Source organism: Corynebacterium hiratae (assembly GCF_009708045.1).
Taxonomy (GTDB): Bacteria; Actinomycetota; Actinomycetes; order Mycobacteriales; family Mycobacteriaceae; genus Corynebacterium; species Corynebacterium hiratae.
The window spans coordinates 158,556-174,994 of sequence record NZ_VIOG01000002.1 but is presented as its reverse complement, the minus strand read 5'-3'; the positions used below and the strand labels follow the sequence as shown (position 1 = coordinate 174,994).

The 16,439-nt window shown below is 63.3% G+C and carries 14 protein-coding genes; 10 read left to right on the top strand and 4 right to left on the bottom strand.

The window, feature by feature from the left end; all coding sequences use genetic code 11:
• Positions 1-76 precede the first annotated feature (76 nt).
• The 5 genes from FME68_RS02555 to FME68_RS02535 all read left to right on the top strand — a co-directional run bounded on the left by FME68_RS02555 (position 77) and on the right by FME68_RS02535 (position 5,866).
• Entirely contained in the window at positions 77-2,149 is a 2,073-nt protein-coding gene (locus FME68_RS02555) for a bifunctional copper resistance protein CopD/cytochrome c oxidase assembly protein (protein ID WP_158395805.1), read from the top strand.
• 206 nt (positions 2,150-2,355) lie between these two features.
• Positions 2,356-2,946: a single-stranded DNA-binding protein gene (locus tag FME68_RS02550; protein WP_070754940.1), complete on the top strand. Its 591-nt coding sequence runs from the start codon at positions 2,356-2,358 to the stop codon at positions 2,944-2,946.
• 80 nt (positions 2,947-3,026) lie between these two features.
• Positions 3,027-4,697: an energy-dependent translational throttle protein EttA gene (gene ettA, locus FME68_RS02545; protein ID WP_070516054.1), complete on the top strand. Its 1,671-nt coding sequence runs from the start codon at positions 3,027-3,029 to the stop codon at positions 4,695-4,697.
• A gap of 49 nt (positions 4,698-4,746) precedes the next feature.
• Complete coding sequence (locus FME68_RS02540) at positions 4,747-5,220, top strand: acyl-CoA thioesterase (RefSeq protein WP_070516052.1); 474 nt, start codon at positions 4,747-4,749, stop codon at positions 5,218-5,220.
• Positions 5,210-5,866: a DUF8185 domain-containing protein gene (locus FME68_RS02535; protein ID WP_071406773.1), complete on the top strand. Its 657-nt coding sequence runs from the start codon at positions 5,210-5,212 to the stop codon at positions 5,864-5,866. The genes FME68_RS02540 and FME68_RS02535 overlap by 11 nt, the downstream gene beginning before the upstream one ends.
• Here the strand turns inward: FME68_RS02535 and chrA are convergent.
• Positions 5,863-7,029 carry a chromate efflux transporter gene (chrA, locus tag FME68_RS02530; protein ID WP_144013671.1) on the bottom strand — a complete coding sequence of 389 codons (1,167 nt, stop codon included), beginning with the start codon at positions 7,027-7,029 and terminating at the stop codon, positions 5,863-5,865. The two genes, FME68_RS02535 and chrA, sit on opposite strands and share 4 nt — an antisense overlap.
• A 128-nt stretch (positions 7,030-7,157) precedes the next feature.
• Between chrA and ald the strand changes: the two genes are divergently transcribed.
• The gene (ald, locus tag FME68_RS02525; RefSeq protein WP_049155868.1) at positions 7,158-8,240 is read left to right on the top strand and encodes an alanine dehydrogenase; all 1,083 of its coding nucleotides are present in this window, start codon (positions 7,158-7,160) and stop codon (positions 8,238-8,240) included.
• Here ald and FME68_RS02520 read toward each other — a convergent pair.
• Together FME68_RS02520 and FME68_RS02515 are read right to left on the bottom strand one after the other, a co-directional pair.
• A complete protein-coding gene (locus tag FME68_RS02520) occupies positions 8,237-8,626 on the bottom strand; it encodes a globin (protein WP_049155831.1) in 390 nt (129 codons plus the stop codon). The genes ald and FME68_RS02520 overlap by 4 nt on opposite strands.
• Positions 8,627-8,628: 2 nt before the next feature.
• On the bottom strand, positions 8,629-9,630 hold the full coding sequence (locus FME68_RS02515) for a mechanosensitive ion channel family protein (RefSeq protein WP_144013672.1): 1,002 nt from the start codon (positions 9,628-9,630) through the stop codon (positions 8,629-8,631).
• 115 nt (positions 9,631-9,745) lie between these two features.
• On the opposite strand from FME68_RS02515, the gene FME68_RS02510 reads away from it, so the two are divergent.
• Positions 9,746-10,957 carry a cystathionine gamma-synthase gene (locus FME68_RS02510; RefSeq protein WP_158395803.1) on the top strand — a complete coding sequence of 404 codons (1,212 nt, stop codon included), beginning with the start codon at positions 9,746-9,748 and terminating at the stop codon, positions 10,955-10,957.
• On the opposite strand, the gene FME68_RS02505 is transcribed toward FME68_RS02510, so the two are convergent.
• Positions 10,958-12,847 (bottom strand): FAD/NAD(P)-binding protein, encoded by a 1,890-nt coding sequence (locus FME68_RS02505; RefSeq protein WP_158395801.1) that lies wholly within the window; start codon positions 12,845-12,847, stop codon positions 10,958-10,960.
• Positions 12,848-12,903: 56 nt separating this feature from the next.
• Between FME68_RS02505 and FME68_RS02500 the strand changes: the two genes are divergently transcribed.
• Genes FME68_RS02500 through FME68_RS02490 form a run of 3 tightly spaced genes read left to right on the top strand, consistent with a single transcriptional unit; the run spans position 12,904 to position 16,439 of the window.
• Positions 12,904-14,607, top strand: a complete 1,704-nt coding sequence (locus FME68_RS02500; RefSeq protein ID WP_118853194.1) for a TIGR04028 family ABC transporter substrate-binding protein — start codon at positions 12,904-12,906, stop codon at positions 14,605-14,607.
• Complete coding sequence (locus FME68_RS02495) at positions 14,608-15,588, top strand: ABC transporter permease (protein WP_158395799.1); 981 nt, start codon at positions 14,608-14,610, stop codon at positions 15,586-15,588.
• On the top strand, positions 15,585-16,439 hold the full coding sequence (locus FME68_RS02490) for an ABC transporter permease (protein ID WP_158395797.1): 855 nt from the start codon (positions 15,585-15,587) through the stop codon (positions 16,437-16,439). The genes FME68_RS02495 and FME68_RS02490 overlap by 4 nt, the downstream gene beginning before the upstream one ends.

Sequence of the window (16,439 nt, the reverse complement as noted above, 5' to 3'; positions counted from 1 at the left end):
AAGTGAAGACTACCCGAAAGCTGAGAGTTGTCTACCTTTTAGGTAAGAGAACATGTGTGGCGGTAGACTGCCCACCATGCACACTGAGAAGGAAAACACCAGCTCACAGTACTCGCCGGGGCTGGCGCACTCGGCGTCGGGAGCGCGGCCCTCCCGTTTGTTGAATCTTTCTTTCGTCGTCTTCGCCGGTCTCGTGGGCGGGATCATTTCCCTGTTCTTCCTTGCAGATTCGCTCGCTGCCCTCGGTATCCCGGACCCGGGGCGCGTCACGACCTTTGGTCTGCCCTTCTTCCGTGCCGTCGCCTGGATGCTGATGGCCCTGTCTATCGGCTCATTCATGTCCAGCGCATTCTTGATTTACCCGGCCGTGCCAGATAAGGACAACGAGCGTTTGATCAAGGCGCGCCTCACCGTCGACGGGCACATCGCTGCGCGGACCGGTGCCTGGGCCGCTGTGGGAGCCGCGGTGGTGTCCTTGCTCGAGGTTCCCCTCGTCATGTCGGATCTCACCGGTACCCCGTTGCGCCAGGTTCTTAACCCGGAGCTGATGGGCATGGCGGTGGGCCAGATTGCGGCGTCGCAGGTCTGGCTCCTTACCGCGGGGATCGCAGCGCTCGTCGCCGTAGCGGGGTTTGTTGCGCGCACGTGGGCGGGACAGGTCGCTACGTTCTTCCTGTCCCTGTTGCTCACGGTGCCCCTCGGGATGGAGGGGCACTCGGCCTCTGGCGGCGACCATGACTACGGCACGAACTCACTGCTTTTGCACCTGTTCTTCATCATGCTGTGGGTCGGTGGGCTCATGGGCCTCATTGCGCATGGCCGCCGCCTAGGGCCTGACATGGGCGTGGCGGTTCGCCGTTATTCTACGGTTGCGCTGCTGTCCATCTTGGGGTTGGCGGCGACCGGTGTGGTCAACGCGCTCATCCGCGTTGAGTTAGGGGATTTATTCACCACTCGCTATGGCTTGCTGGTGTTGAGCAAAACAGTGCTCACGGTGGTGCTCGCGGCCATAGGCTTTGTGCATCGCCGGGTCACCATTCCCCAGCTGAAACGCGCGCCGCGCCTGTTTATTCGGGTGTCGGTGGTGGAGGTTCTTATCATGGCGGCCACAGTCGGCGTGGCCATCTCGATGGGTCGCACGCCGCCCCCGCCACCGCGGGATCCGAACCTCAACGCCATGCAAATCCTGGTGGGCTACGAGCTTTTCGACGCCCCCACGTTCACCAACGTGTGGACCATGTTCCGCTTCGACCTCATGTTTGGCTCGCTCGGACTCGTGCTAGCCGGCTTCTACCTGTACGCGCTCTGGCGTCTGAAGCGGCGTGGGCTGACGTGGTCGGCGGGGCGCACGACCTGGTTCCTGGTGGGCTCGTTGGGCATGACCATCATCATGAGCAACGGTATTGGTCTGTACATGCCGGCGCTGTACTCCATGCACATGCTGGTGCACATGATTTTGTCCATGGCGATTCCGCTCTGCCTCGTGTTGGGTGCCCCAGTGACCTTGGTTATGGAGGCGTTTGAACCGGGTGAGCCGGGCAAGCCCACGCTTCACGACGCCGCTGTCGCCCTCACCAAATCCACCACGCTGCGCGTCCTGACGCATCCGGCGGTCAATGTCCTGCAGTTTCTGGCCATTCTCTACGTGCTCTACCTCTTTCCGAGCTTCTACGAAGTTGCCATTTCGGAACATGCCGGGCACGTCATCATGAACTGGGTCTTCCTGATTTCCGGCTACATCTACTACTGGGAGGTTATTGGCCCGGATCCGTTGCCATGGCGCGCGCCCACTGGCGTTCGCCTGCTTATCCTGTTTGTGTCGATGCCTCTGCATCTATTCGCCGGTGTCTACCTCATGCAGATGCAGGTTATTCTGGGCTTGGATTTCTATGAATCCTTGAACCTGCCGTGGAACCCGGACTTTGTCACGGATCAGCGGACCGGCGGTGGCATTTCGTGGGGCTTTGGCCAGTTCCCGCTGGTGATCGTGTTTGGTTCACTATTCCTGGATTGGCTGCGAGAGGATCGCGCCACTGCTCGCCGCCACGATGCTAAGGCGGATGTTGACGGCGATGCCGACTTGGCAAGCTATAATGCCATGCTCAAGCAAATGAACGAAGGCGACGATTCCAGCTTCCGCCAGCACTAGAGAGCTGGCGCGTCCAGGGTGATGGAAAAGGGTCTTTGAACTGTGCGAATGGATATTTTGTTGATTCTTTCAACAAGTTATCCACAGGTTGGCGGTGACGCCATTGCGGGTGCGGTGATCGGTGGCGATGATGCGAGGTAAGGGAGGCGTATTGCTTCCTCGCACTCAAGAAGATCACCAACCACACATGGCAAAGGAATCACGCAATGTCTCAATACCCAATCTCACTTACTGGGCGTTTGACCCACGACCCGCACCTGACCAAGATTAGCGACACCATGTACAAAGCCCGCCTGCGCTTTGCCTCCTCCCGCAGCGTTCCGGAAAAGGATGAAGAAGGCAAGACGGTGTGGCGAGAGCTGGACCTCAACTATATCGACGGCGAGGTGTGGGGCCAGTGCGCCATCAACGTCAAGAAGTCCCTGTTTAAGGGCATGCCGGTCTTTGTTATGGGCTCCATCGTCACGGATCGGTGGGAGGATCAGCGCGGAGCGACGCGTTCTAGGACCTATATCAAGATTGCGCACGTGGGGCTCGACCTCAACCGCTTCTGCATTACCTCCACCAAAATTGGCACCTCCTACGGCGAGGAGGGCAGTGAAGCCCTCTGGCTGGGGGAGAATCCACCGGTGCCGGACGTAGATTACACGGCGCCACCCAGCACCACGGAGAATGAAGCAATGCCGGCTGCCCTGCAGTCGGGAGATACTCCGCAGGACACCGCGGCGGACCGTCAGCAAGCGCAGTCCGCGGCCGAGTCACACGTCGAACCGGAACCTGAGGACGCGATGGTCTAAGGACAGAGGACCACCGCCGCCCATGTGATGTAGTCTTTGTACTGTTATTTACCAATCCTGACAGAAGCAAAGGGTGAAACATGGGCGAATTCATCTACACGATGAAAAACGTGCGTAAGGCCATCGGTGACAAGGTTATTTTGGACAACGTCACCATGGCTTTCTACCCGGGCGCCAAGATTGGCGTCGTGGGCCCCAACGGTGCAGGTAAGTCCTCGATCCTGAAGATCATGGCCGGCCTTGATCAGCCTTCCAACGGTGAGGCTTTCCTGGATCCGGGCAAGACGGTCGGCATCCTCCTCCAGGAGCCGCCGCTCAATGAGGAGAAGACGGTCCGCGAAAACGTCGAAGAAGGCCTCGGTGAAATCTTCCAGAAGAAGCAGCGCTTCGAGGAGATCGCGGAGGAGATGGCCACCAATTACTCCGACGAGCTCATGGAGGAAATGGGCAAGCTGCAGGAGGAGCTCGACGCTGCCGATGCCTGGGAGGTCGATTCCAAGATCGAGCAGGCTATGGAAGCACTGCGCTGCCCGCCGTCCGATGCCCCGGTAACCAACCTCTCCGGTGGTGAGCGCCGCCGCGTCGCGCTGGCCAAGCTGTTGCTGAGTGAGCCCGACCTGCTGCTGCTCGACGAGCCCACGAACCACCTGGACGCCGAGTCTGTCCAGTGGCTGGAGAAGCACCTCGAGTCTTACCCGGGTGCGGTCCTGGCCGTGACCCACGACCGTTACTTCCTCGACCACGTCGCGGGCTGGATCTGTGAGGTTGACCGCGGCAAGCTCTATCCCTACGAGGGCAACTACTCCACCTACCTGGAGAAGAAGGCTGAGCGTCTGGAAATTGCCGGTGCCAAGGACAAGAAGCTGCAGAAGCGCCTCAAGGACGAGCTCGCATGGGTTCGCTCCGGTGCGAAGGCCCGCCAGGCCAAGAACAAGGCCCGTCTCCAGCGCTACGAGGAGATGGCTGCGGAAGCCGAGAAGTACAAGAAGCTGGACTTTGAGGAGATCCAGATTCCGACCCCGCCGCGCCTGGGCAACAAGGTGGTAGAGGTCAAGAACCTGACCAAGGGCTTCGATGATCGTGTGCTCATCAAGGACTTGTCCTTCACCCTGCCGCGCAACGGCATTGTCGGCGTGATCGGCCCGAACGGTGTTGGTAAGTCCACGCTGTTCAAGACCATCGTGGGTCTGGAGCAGCCGGATTCCGGCAGCGTGGACGTCGGCGAGACCGTCAAGCTGTCCTATGTTGACCAGGGCCGCGAGAACATCGACCCCGAGGCCACCGTGTGGGAGGTAGTCTCCGACGGGCTGGATTACATTCACGTCGGCCAGAACGAAATGCCGTCCCGCGCCTACCTCTCCGCTTTCGGTTTCAAGGGTGCCGATCAGCAGAAGCCTTCCAAGGTTCTCTCCGGCGGTGAGCGCAACCGCTTGAACCTGGCCCTGACCCTTAAAGAGGGCGGCAACCTGATCCTCCTCGATGAGCCGACGAACGACTTGGACGTGGAAACCCTGGGCTCGCTGGAAAACGCCCTGGAGAAGTTCCCCGGCTGTGCCGTGGTTATTTCTCACGACCGCTGGTTCCTCGACCGCACCTGTACTCACATCCTGGCCTGGGAGGGCAACGTGGCAGAAGGTCAGTGGTTCTGGTTCGAGGGCAACTTCGGTGACTACGAGAAGAACAAGGTTGAGCGCCTCGGTGAGGAAGCTGCCCGCCCGTCTCGCGTTACCCACCGCAAGCTCAGCCGTTAGGGCGAACTTGCCCTAACACTCAGAGGAAGAACTCCGAAAGGAACCTGGAATGTCCGCTCAAAAGGTTGTGTCGGAAAAGACCACGGACAATGTCCATGCGCTCACCGTAGGTGTGCGCTGGTCGGACTTCGACATGTACGGCCACATGATGAACTCCAATTTCATCGAGCTGGCGCAGGAGGCGCGCTTGGCTTTTGCCATGCACAACTTCTACGCCCGCGGTGTCAACATGGTGGCATTCGTCCGCCATATCGACGCGGACTATGTCCGCCCCATTAAATGGGATGGGCAGCACGGCACGGTCACGGTGGAAACCACGGTGGTGCGTCTTGGCACCACGTCCTTCACCACCCGCCAAAAGATCAAGGATGCCCAGGGCCAGGTGGCCTGTGTCATCGACTGCGTGCAGGTCGCCATCGACCCGGGTACACAGATGCCGCGCGAGGTTACTGAGGAAGAGCGCAACATCATCCTGGAACACGCCGTCGTCGAGCTGGATGAGCAGCGCGATCATGGAGAGTGAGACTCTCCGGGTGCGTAGCGGCGGGGGAGGGCTGCGTGCTCTCCTCGCCCGCGCGACGGGGCTCGATGCCTCGGCCTCGGTGCGTCTGCGCCAGCATGACGCCAACCAGGTCGAGGTCTTTGTCACGACGCCCTTCGATGTCGTTGTGGCACGGCGGTGCGGAGGCACCGTGGGCCGCGACGGGGCAGTGGTGTCCGCGCAAGCGCTTGCCGACGCCCTCCACACCGCCCCCGACCCTGTCCTTGCGGAGGACGGGGTGGAGCTTTCGCTGGGGCCTGCGCGCGATCCATCGTGGCCAGGCGCGTTACCGCCGGCGCAGGGATTCCGCGAGATCGATTCCTTGCCGGTCGACGTCGTGCGCGAGCTCGCCGATAAGGGCCGCCAGCTGGCCCGCCAGTTCTCAGGGCCGATGGGCCCGCCAAAAAGCCTGTTGAATCAGACAGTGCTCACCGTGGAGAGCTCGGAGGCGCAGGTGGAGATTCCCATGCGGATGATCTTCGCCTGCACCAGCCTCGGCCTCATTCCGGGGTTTGCCGCATCACTCAAGATCCCCCGTCACTTGCGCGTGGCAGGCAAGGGCCGGTGGGTGCGCCTCGACGCGCCTTATGGCAGCGTCTACCATTCGACGCGGCTGTCACTGTTCTAGAGCAGTACGAATCCCGCCAATGCGGCGCCGACGGCGACCGTCCACGGCGGCGCCTTGCAGAAGAGGGCTATGCCCGCGCCCACCGCAATGAGCGCCGAAGCCCAACCTGTCACCCCGTGGGTGATGATGGGATCCCAGAGCGCCGCGATGAGCAGGCCGACCACGGCTGCGTTGATGGCCGAGAACGCGCCGCGCAGCCAACCAAGATGATTCCAGCGCGTCCACAAATGCAAAGCCGCGAGCGTGAGTAAGGCGCCCGGCACGAAAATGAGAACGGTCCCTAGGAGCGCTCCGCCGATTCCGCCGTCGACCGCCCCAAGGTAAGACGCGAAGGTAAACAGCGGCCCCGGCACGCCCTGTGCTACCGAGTATCCCGCGAGGAACTCCTGCTGGCTCAGCCAGCCAGCGCCGACGAACTGCTCCTCCAGCAACGGCAGGACCACGTGCCCGCCCCCAAAGACCAGGGCGCCGGACTGGTAGAAGGCGTTGGCGCGGGTGATGAGGTAGGCGTCGCTAAGCTGTGCCCCCACCGCCAGCCCGCCCAACAGGAGGAAGAACGCTGCTACACAGCCCCACGCCAGGCGGGCGGGCACCGCGCGCAGGCCACTATCGGCGGCGGGCGCCGAGGTCGTCGGCAGCCATGTTCTCAACACGGTGGCTCCCAGCAGCCCAGCCACGGCGAGGACAGCCAGCTGCCACGCGGACCCGGCGACGAGCAGCACGGCGGCGCTGATGAGTGCAAGCGCCCACGCGGTGGGGGTAAGCAGGAGCTTCTTTGCCATCCCCACGATGGCGTGGACCACCACACCGGCGGCAGCAGCGAGGAGTCCCCCTAAGATGCCCTGGATCCACCCACTGTTGGGCGCAACGAGGAGCCCAAACAAGGCGAGGATGAGTGCGGAGGGGAAGGTGAACAGGAACCATGAGTAGATGAGGCCCAGGAGGCCCGCGCGCCCGTAGCCCAGCGCCATCCCGACCTTCGAGCTAGCCGGGCCGGGGAGAAACTGGGACATGGCCACGAGATCGGCGTAGGCGGAATCGCTGAGCCACTTCCGGCGGCTGACAAACTCAGCGCGGAAATAACCCAGGTGGGCAGCCGGCCCGCCGAACGCAGTCCACCCGAGGGGGAGGAAGGAGCGCCGTACATCACCTAGTGTGCTCATGCTCCGCATACTAATTCTTCAAGAATCACCCCGCTCGGTGAACAAGAGCGACGCACGCAGGAGGTGATCTGCGTTACTCTGAAGGGGTCGAATTCAGTTTTCTTCAACAAAAGGAGATGGCTCTCACCATGCGTATTGCTGTACCCAAAGAAATCATGAACAACGAAAACCGCGTCGCCCTTACTCCTAGTGCCGCGGACATCTTGATCAAGGACGGTCACGAGGTCCTGGTGGAAACAGCGGCCGGGGAAGGCGCCTCATTCCCGGACTCCGACTATGAAGCCGTCGGCGCGACCATTGTCCCTTCCGCTGCGGAGGCTTGGGCGGCGGATATGGTGGTCAAGGTCAAGGAGCCTCTCGAATCCGAGTACGGCTACCTGCGCGAAGACCTCCTGCTGTTTACTTACCTGCACCTGGCTGCGGATCGCCCGTTGACGGAAGCGCTCATGAAGGCCGGTACGACGGCCGTGGCCTATGAAACCGTGACCGATTCCCGGGGCACGCTGCCGCTGCTGACACCGATGTCCCAGGTGGCTGGCCGCCTGGCGGTTACTGAGGGCGCGCACCACCTGCTGTCTACTGAGGGCGGGCGCGGATTGCTGGTAGCCGGTGTGCCGGGCACGCGCCCGGCCCGCGTTGTCGTCATCGGTGGTGGCCAGGTGGGAGCTTCGGCGGTGGCGATGGCGCAAGGATTGCGCGCGGAGGTAACCGTGCTGGACCTTGACCCGCACGTGCTGCAGCGCTTCGACGAGCAGTACCATGGAAACGTGCGCACGATTGTCTCGGACCCCGCGGCGCTGGAGTCCGAGCTGCTGGAGGCAGATCTGGTCATCGGTGCAGTCCTGGTTCCGGGCGCGGCGGCCCCGAAGCTGGTGCGCGAAGACGTGGTCCAGCGGATGAAGAAGGGGGCAGTGCTTGTCGACGTCGCCATTGACCAAGGCGGTTGCTTCGAAAACTCCCGCAAGACGTCCCACGACGATCCCACCTTCAAGGTGCACGACACCATCTTCTATTGCGTGGCCAATATGCCCGGCGCGGTGGCGAACACCTCTGCCCGTGCGCTGGGTTCTGCCACTCTGCCCTACATTCGCGCAGTGGCTGCCGACGGCTTCGACGGTGCTGTGGAGCGCTTCTCGGGATTGGCCGATGGGCTTATGACCCGCGGGGGAGAACTGGTCTCCCAGCCGGTGAAGGAGGCCTTCGGGCTTTAAGGGGCGCGGTTGATGAGCATCGCCGCGACTCGCTCCATGTGGTCCCAGATCATGGCGCGGTAAGCGGGCGGGATGGTGTCCTCGTCGATCTGCGCCAGGGAGTTGCCCATGAGTTCGAGCCAGCGATCATGGGCAGCTATGTCGATGGGGTAGGGCGCATGCCGCATGCGCAGGCGCGGGTGGCCGCGCTGTTCGGAGAAGAGCTGCGGACCTCCCCAATACTGCACGAGGAACCAGGTCAAGCGTTGCTGTGCGCCTTCCCAGTCTTGCTGGGGGTACATCGGCCCGATGAGATCGTCTTCGCGCACCTGGGCGTAGAAACCACCGACGAGTTTCTCAAAGGTCTCCATTCCGCCAATGGCCTCGTACACGCTCGTTGGCTGCACGTCTAGTCTTCCTTTCGCGTCAGGCCGGGTTCTTCCAGATCAAAGATAGCCATCCCGCGCGGGTAGGGGGTGGTGATCCCCTCTTCGTGCATGGCTGTGAGGATCTTCGCCTGCATCGCGCGCTGCACATCCCATTGCTTGCCTGGCAGCGTCTTGACCGACACACGGTAGGACATGTGGTCGACCTCAAGGCCGGACATGCCGTTGACCGTGGGCGTGGCCAGGATGTAGTCCTTGATTTCGGGATCGCGGGCGGCCTCCTCGGCTGCGGACGTGATGACGTCGACTGCTCGCGTGGGATCGTTGCTCAGCGCAATCGGGACCTGGACGCGGGCCACGGAGTAGCGGTCGGAATGGTTGGCCACCTGCAGGATTTCGCCGTTGCGTACGTACCACAGCGCGCCGTCGATATCGCGGACGGTGGTAATGCGCAGGGAGATGGACTCGACATCACCGAAGACCCCGTTGCCGAGGTCGATGGTGTCACCGATGCCGTACTGGTCCTCCATGAGCATGAAGATGCCGGAGAGGAAGTCCTTGACCAGCGCTTGCGCGCCGAAACCAAGGGCGACACCAACCACACCGGCAGAGGCCACGAGCGGGGCGACGTTGACGCCGAGCTTGTCCAAGATGGCCAACACTGCCCAGACCCAGACAAAAATGGCGACCGCGGAGCGGCCTACGCCGGCGAGCGTTTGGATGCGGGAGGTGCGCCGTGCCTCTTGTGTTTGCGCGAGAACCTTGTCGGTCTCGCGGTGCACCTTCCGCGGGGAAAGCGGCGAGCTGAGCTTGCCCTTTTTGATGCTGTTATCCGCCAGCTTGCTGATAAGCCGGCGCAGCAGCCAGTTGCCGATGACGGCGACGATGAGGATGAGCGCGATGCCGATGGGTTTGTCGATGAGCCAGGATTGCATGTTCTCGGTCTGCCACCAACGGGTGACCGCGTCGACGGCCCCGCTGGTCGTCTCGGCGGCGGAGCCTAAGCTTGCGGTGAGTCTGGTCACGTATGTCCTTTCTTCTTTCGCTCACGACTGACGCCTACCGATGGTAGGGAAGAGAACTGAATATAAAAAGCTCGTCTTTCTCCCAACTGAACAGCTTGGTCTAGACTTGTGCCTCATGACTGACAACCGCACCCTTGGCTTTTCCTCCCGTTCCATCCATGCCGGTTACCAGCCGGATCCCCACATGGGATCCATCAACGTACCGATCTACGCTTCCACCACGTTCCAGCAGGACGGCCTCGCGCAGCTGCGCGGCGGCTACGAGTATGGCCGCGTGGCCAACCCCACCGTTCACTCCCTCGAGAAGACCCTCGCGGCGCTAGAGAATGCTGACTACGCCCGCTGTTTCGCCACGGGCATGGCGGCCGTCGATACCCTCATCCGCATCCTCGTGCGTCCGGGTGACCACGTGATTCTGGGCAACGATGCCTATGGCGGCATGTACCGCTTGCTGCACCACGACTATGGCCAGTGGGGCATCGAGCTGTCCATCGTCAACACCGCCGATACCGCGGCGGTAGAGGCGGCATTGAAGGAGAACACCAAGCTGATTTGGTTGGAGACCCCGACCAACCCGGCGACAACAATCACGGATATCGCTGCGGTCGCTAAGGCAGTCAAGGCGGCTGGCGACGCCCAGATCGTCGTCGACAACACCTTCGCCACGCCCTACTTGCAGAATCCTTTGGAGCTGGGCGCGGATCACGTGCTGCACTCCACTACGAAGTACCTGGGCGGCCACTCGGATGTGCTGGGCGGCGCGGTCGTGACCAACTCCGCGGAGATGGACGAGCGCCTGCTGTACTTCCAAGGCAATGTCGGTGCGGTGTCCTCGCCTTTCGACGCCTACCTCACCGCCCGCGGTATCAAGACCTTGGAGGTGCGCATGGATCGCCACTGTTCCAATGCGCAGGCCGTGGCTGAGTTCTTGGAATCCCGTCCGGAGGTCAAGCAGGTTCTCTACCCAGGCCTGCCCTCGCACCCGGGCCATGAGCTGGCGAAGAAGCAGATGCGCGGCTTCGGCGGCATGATGTCCGTGCGCTTCCACAGCGAGGAGCATGCCCGCCAGATTTGCCTCAACACCAAGCTCATCTCGCTGGCGGAGTCCCTCGGCGGCGTGGAGTCCCTCATTGAGCATCCGCAGAACATGACGCATATCTCCGCGGAGGGCTCCGAGCTCGTCCCGCCGGCAGACCTCGTGCGCATCTCCGTGGGCATCGAGTCCATCGATGACCTGCTCGCGGACCTAGAGCAGGCGCTCGACGCCCTTCACCAAAACCGTCGAAGCGCCAAGGTTTTTGAGCCTCGGCGCTTTCGCTGTGTGTGATTAGAGGGAATTAAGAAGGGATCCGGCCGTGCGGTCGGTCTCCTGCAGCATGAGCGGATCCGTGCCCGGCATGGGGGAGATGGTGGTATCCGGCCACTGCGAATAGGTGGGGATGCCCACGATGTGCAGGCGCGGGTCCTCGGTGCCACCGGGGTTGACCGCGCGGCGGCTCCACGTCGTCTCCGGCGAGCCGGTGGCCTGGCCATGATCGACGAAGGCGCGCACGCGCCCATTGAGGGACACTGCGAGTGGATCGCCGGCGCGGCGGACATCGGGGGAGTGCATCCAGGCGTCGATAAGCCAGGTGGAGGAAGCCTCACCGTGCGCGGTGCGCAGCGTGAACTTCTCGCCGATCTCCAGCTGGGGGCGCTGGCCTAGGAAGGTGACGAGGCCGGCGTCGACAAGCGCGAGCAGCTGACGGGTGCGGAAGAGTGGCGGGCCGGAGCCCACCATCTGCCCGAAGGCCATGAACTCCTTGTAGGTGCTGGTGCGGGACTCCCACGTCATCCGGCCTTCCGAGCCGGCGATGGAGGAAGGCTTGCGCGCGGCCGAGATGACCCACAGCGCGGACTTCAGCGGGGAATCGGCGGCGGCGACGGCCTCCCGGATATCGTGGGCGAGGCCCTCGGCGATGTACTCGGTGAGCTCGGTGTTCTCAGTGCCGTCGAAGTCCGCCAGCGGGTGCGCCCAGTGCGCTAGGTCGAGCGGCTCAGTTGACGCGCCGTCGAGTGCGACGCGCAGCTGATCCGCCATGCCCCGAAGATCCGGGGCGGTGAGCTCCGTGGAATCAATCGTGTCGAGGATATCCTCGAGCGGACGCTGCAGGGCATCCGGTGCCACCCGCGCTTGGTTCTCGTAGTACTCGGCGTAGGCATCGCGCAGGATGTGCGGCAGCAGCTGCGTTCCGAAGTCCAGCTCCGCCTCCGGATCGAGCGCGGCGACCGCGGCGCGGAAGCGGGTCAGCGCGGCTTTCGGTGGCAGCGCGTGGTACTCCGACTTCGGGATATAGGGGTAGCCGCGACCGGAGGAGACGATGAAGTGCGGTTCCTCGCCGTTCGGCTCGTAGCGCAGGCCGGAGCGGGTGGAGGGATCCTCTACAAATTCGCCGCCACGGTCGATGGTGAGCAGCGCCATGACATCGAAGAAGCCCATGCCCAGGCCGCGGACCAGGACCTTCTCGCCCGCAGGGACCTCAGACACCGGCTGCTCCACGGGGTTATCCGGGCGCACCCAGTGCAGGCCGGAATCCGCAGCCTCCGCCAGTGCGCGCTCGGATTCGTTCAACGCAGGCACCTGCCAGCCATAGGCCAGGACGGTGGCGTCGGCGGTGACGGTAGTGCCGTCCGAAAGCTTGATGGCGTCCTGCTCACCGTGCTCCTCCACGGACAGCGCGCGGGCGCGGTGCTGGACGACGTCCACGCTCTCCGGCAGCTGAGCTAGCGCAACCTCGAAGACCCACTCCAGGTAGGCGCCGTAGAGCGCGCGGGAGGGGTTGGATTCCGGGCGGGTCTGCGCGAGTTCCTCGGCAAAAGAGGCAGCAAGCCCCTCGCGCGGCGGGTGGGAATCGTAGAGCTCCAGCTTGGCGGGGGAGATGGAGGGGCGCTCGCCGCGCAGAAGCTGAATCCACTCGTAGAGGATGGGGCCTTCAAGTACCGGCGCGGTGGTCGTGGAGCCGGGCTCGGTAAACAACGTGACCGCGCCAGCCAACGTGTTCATGCACAGCGTGCGGGTCTGCTCGGTATCCCAAATGCGGCCAGCGCCCAGCGGGGCATCGTCGATGATGTGGAGCCGCAGGGGTGAATGAAGGGGGGTCGCGCGCAGGTGGGCTGCGAGGCGCTCGACCAGCGAGATACCACGCGGGCCGGCCCCGACGATGGCGATGGCGGGCATATAAATCAACCTCAAACTTTTAGACTGTGCTGTCTAGTGGAATAATACCGCTCAGTATGCGTTGTGTTAAATCCAGAGACGCACTGCACACCGACTATCTACTTTCTGAAAGCATTACCGTGAAAACTCTACGCGCACTCGCCGCCACCTTGGCAGCAGCCCTTGCCCTAGCGGGCTGCTCTGCTGCGGACCGGCCGGAAGGTGAGGACAACGTCCTTACCTACCTCGAGCCGCAATTCTTCCGCACGCTTTACCCGCCGGCCGCGGGCTTCTATCCCAACGGTGGTGTGGTCAACCAGCTGACCGACCGCCTCCTCTACCAAGACCCCGAAACCCTCGAGCTCTCGCCGTGGATCGCCACGGAGATGCCCGAGGTCAACGAGGATGCCACGGAATACACGTTTAACATCCGCACTGACGTCACTTACTCCGATGGCTCCCCGCTCACCGCCGAGAACGTCGTGGCCAACTTCGATCTTTTCGGTCGTGGCGACAAATCCCGCACGCTGACTAGCTCCGAGCAGATCGCCAACTATGACCACGGCGAGGTCGTGGACGAGGACACCGTGAAGTTCTACTTCACCCAGCCTTCCCCGGGCTTCCTGCAGGCCACCTCCGCCTACAACGCCGGGCTGCTCTCCGATTCCACCCTGGCTTTGGACAACGAGGGCTTCGGCCCCGGCAACGCGATCAACGTCATCGGCTCTGGGCCCTTCGTGGTGGAATCGGAAGAAATCGGCACGGACCTCAAGCTCAAGACCCGCGAGGACTACGACTGGGCCCCGCCGGCGGTCAAGCACCAGGGCCGCGCGGACATCGACGGCGTCCACTACATCCTCGCCGCCGAAGAGTCCGTGCGCACCGGCGCTATCCTCTCCGGCCAGGCCGATATCGCGCGCCAGATCTCCGCTCCGCAGGAGTCGCTGCTGAAAGAACAAGGCGTTGACATCGTCTCGCGCGGCACCAACTCCATGAACAACCAATTCGCCTTCCGCTTCGACCACCCTCTGCTGCAGGACAAGCGCGTGCGCGAGGCCATCATCCACGGCGTGGACCGCGAGGAAATCCTCCGCGTGCTCTTCTCTGCCTCCTACCCGCTCGCCACCTCCTCGGTGGCCAAGACCGGCCTGGCCTACAAGGACCAGTCTTCCGCTTATACCTTCGACCCCGAGGAGTCCAAGCGCCTCCTCGACGAGGCCGGCTGGGAGCCCGGCCCCGACGGCATCCGCGTCAAAGACGGCCAGCGTCTCGTCCTGCGCACCAACACCGCCTTGCCGCAGCCGCGCTCCAAGGAAGTCATGACCATGGTCCAGGACCAGCTGCGCGCCCTGGGCATTGGCATCCAGGTCAACGCCGGCGACCAGGCCACCCAGAACGCCGATGCCAAGGACATCAACAAGGTGCAGATCTACCACTCGATGGTGGGCCGCGCCGACTACGACGTCATCACCTCGCTCTACGGCATCAACAACCGCGATGCCTTCCTCAACCAGGACGCAGAGGGCAATCCCATCGACGAACACCTGCAGGAGCTTCTCGACGCCGTCCTCGACACCCCCGACAAAGAAGGCCGCATCAAGGCCACGGAAGAGGTCCAGGACTACCTCACTGAGCAGGCCTACGTGCTTCCGCTCTTCGAGGAACCTGTGGTCTACGCCGTGCGACCGGGCATCACTGGCTTTAGCCCGGAATCGGTAGCGCGCCCGTGGTTCTACGAGGTCAGCATCGACGCCGCGCCATCGGATGAGGAGGAAAAATAGATGACAACCCGCCAAATTCTCAGCCGCATTGGGCAGGCCCTCCTCGTGCTGCTCATTACCTACACCGTGGCCTTCCTGCTTCTGTCGGCGCTGCCGTCGGATGCCGTGCAGTCCCGCTTCGGCGATCCCGCCCTGGGCCTATCCCAGGCGGAGATTGAGGCTATTCGGGAGGAGATGGGCGTCGACAAGCCACTTGTAGTGCAGTACTTCACCTCCCTGGGCGGCTTCCTCACCGGGCACTTTGGTAACTCCACGCAGTCGGGCGCCCCGGTGGCTACGCTGCTTGCCGACGCCCTTCCCCACACCCTCATCCTGGCCATCAGCGCCATCGGCTTGGCTCTCATCGTGGCCGTGTTCGTCGCCTTCCTGGCGACGCTGCCCGGTCTCGGCGCCATCGGCTCCTTCTTCCGGGGCCTGCCTTCCTTCATGGTCTCGCTGCCCGGATTCTGGATCGCGATCCTGCTCATTCAGTTCTTTTCCTTCCAGCTGGGCTGGGTGCGCGTTATCGAACCTGGGTCTGTCGAAGGCCTCATCCTGCCGACCTTGACGCTGTCCGTGCCCATGGCCGCACCGCTCATCCAGGTTCTGATTCGCTCCATCGATGAGACGCAATCGCGGCCCTTCGTCCAGGCGGTGCGCGCACGCGGCGCCTCGGAGGCGTGGATCTTCTGGCGCACCGTCCTGCGCAATTCGCTGCTGCCTACCTTGACCATGGCGGGCCTGCTCTTCGGTGAGCTCGTCGGCGGTGCCGTGGTGACTGAGACCGTCTTTGGTCGCACCGGCTTGGGCTACATGGTGGCCCAGGCCGTGGCGAACCGCGATACCCCGGTGCTGCTGGCTGTGGTTCTCATCGCCGCTACCTCCTACATCATCATCAACCTCGTCGTGGATCTGCTCTACCCGGTGCTGGATCCCCGCCTGCGCGCCAGCACCCCGAAGCGCCGCGCTGCCGCCACTGAAGAAAGGACGGTGCACGCATGAGCATGACGTTCACCAAACCCCTGCGAACCTCGCGCCGCACTGCCGCGGGGCAGGCCAACCCATGGCTCGCGCCGGGTTCCGTCGTCGCCATTATCGTCCTTGCGGTGGCATTCTTGGCCGCCCTGTTCCCGAGCCTGTTTACCTCGGCTGACCCGTACGCGGGCACCGACGTAGCCCTGTTGGCGCCGGGGGAGTCCGGCCACCTCATGGGAACGGACGCGGTGGGCCGCGACCTGTACGCGCGCATCGTCTACGGTGCCCGCCAGTCGCTGCTTGGCGCGCTGATCGCCGTGGCTGTCGGCTTGGTCGTCGGTACGCTGATCGGTCTTCTCGCCGGCTCCCTGCGAGGAGCGGTGGATAGCGTGCTCATGCGCGTCGTCGACGTGCTGCTGTCCATCCCCGGCATCCTGTTGTCGCTTTCCATCATTATCGTGCTGGGTTTCGGCTCCGTGCAGGCGGCGGTGGCCGTCGGTGCGACCTCGGTGGCGACCTTCGCGCGCCTGGCCCGCTCCCAGGTGATCACCGTGGCCAGCTCGGACTACATCGAGGCCGCGTACGGCGCTGGCGCCACCCACGCCACGGTGCTCTTCCGCCACATCCTTCCCAATTCACTCACCCCTGTTATCGCCCTGGCCACCCTGCAATTCGGCACCGCGATCCTGCAGCTGTCCATCCTCGGCTTCCTGGGCTACGGCGCCCCGCCGCCGACCCCGGAATGGGGCCTCATTATCGCCGAGGGCCGCGACTTCATGGCCACCGCCTGGTGGCTCATCATCCTGCCTGGCATCGCGCTGGTCGCCGTGGTGATGTCCGCTAACCGTCTGTCCCAGAACTTCCCCGTGGAGGCCTAA